Raw genomic sequence first — 1277 nt, forward strand, 5'->3', positions numbered from 1 at the left:
GCTCGGCGGCGATCCTGGCGCTCACCTCGGCGAGCGTCACCGGCGCCTTCAGCTCGACCGCCGGAGCGGCATCCGCGCGCGTATGCGTTTCCATGCGGGCGATGACCGGTTCGGCCGCCAGCTGCGCCTGCACCTCCGCCAGCGAGACCGGTTTGCGGGCTTCGGTCCCGGCATTGAGTTCGGCACGGAAGGCATCCACATCCGGAGCCGGCACGACCGCCGCCGGCGCGGGCTGGAGATCCTGGCGCAATTCGTTCGCGTCACCCGGCTGCTTGCGGCCGGTGTCGCTGTCTTCGATGATCCTCCTGATGGAAGCCAGTATCTCTTCCATGGAAGGTTCGCGCTGCGCGCTGCTTGCCGTCGCCATTGTCACATCCGCCGCCCTTGTGACCCATTCCAGATTTTCGTCCCGGCAAAAGCCGGATTCGAATCATGGCAACAGGGTAGCCGACGGATCGCCGTCCGAGAATCCCCATTCTGGGGAGATGTTGGATTTCAACAGATTAGCTTCCGCGTCGGGCCCTCGGACGGCCGCGGCAGAGGAGGAAGGAGCATCGGGCCCGACAATGCCAAACGCCGCGCATCCGTTGGACACGCGGCGTCTTGCCGAGCCGAACCTTGATGCGGTGGACGCTTTAGCGGCCGTCGGGCGTGCGCAGCCCGTACCACTTGTCCTTGACGGCGTTGTAGTGCTCTTCCGGCTTGTACTTCGTCACGTTGAGCGCGAGGCGATCGACCGACAGCCGGCCGGTCGCCGACAGGATGGCATAGCTCGCCACCACCACGTCGCGCTCCGAACTGGCAAGGTTGATCTTGGCGCTGATGACGGCGTTCTGCGCGTTCAGCACGTCGAGCGTGGTGCGCTGGCCGACATTGCGCTCCTCGATGACGCCGTTGAGCGCCAGTTGGGCCGCGGCGATGACCTGCCTGTTGGCGGCGACGCTTTGCTGCGCGGCTGTGTACTGCGTCCACGCCGAGGTCACGGCCTGGCGCACCTGATCGCGGCTGACATCGACCTCGATGCGGGCCTGGCTGAGCGATTCCTTCTTCTGTCGCACCAGTGCCGAGGTGCGGCCGCCCGAATAGATCGGAATGGTCAGCGTCGCGCCGATGCTGGCCGAATTGGTCGTGCCGTCCGACGTGCTCAGGGCACCGGGCACAGTGTTGCGATAGGCGCTGGAAACGCCGGCATTGGCGGAAAGTTGCGGCAGCAGCGCGCCTTCCTGCGACTTCACCGCGAACGCCGCCGCGTCGACCAGGTGCGCGGTGGCAAGGAT

1 protein-coding gene and 1 pseudogene are annotated in these 1277 nt (G+C 66.2%); both read right to left on the reverse strand.

The window, feature by feature from the left end; translation table 11 throughout:
- Positions 1–367: pseudogene (locus EN780_RS41050) on the reverse strand (DUF2497 domain-containing protein); the annotation flags it as partial.
- A 268-nt stretch (positions 368–635) separates the two neighbouring features.
- Positions 636–1277: TolC family protein (locus EN780_RS34515; protein ID WP_189557009.1), on the reverse strand; the 642-nt coding region annotated here is incomplete at its 5' end.

It is taken from the genome of Mesorhizobium sp. M4B.F.Ca.ET.089.01.1.1, from assembly GCF_004022605.1.
GTDB classification, from domain to species: Bacteria; Pseudomonadota; Alphaproteobacteria; order Rhizobiales; family Rhizobiaceae; genus Mesorhizobium; species Mesorhizobium abyssinicae.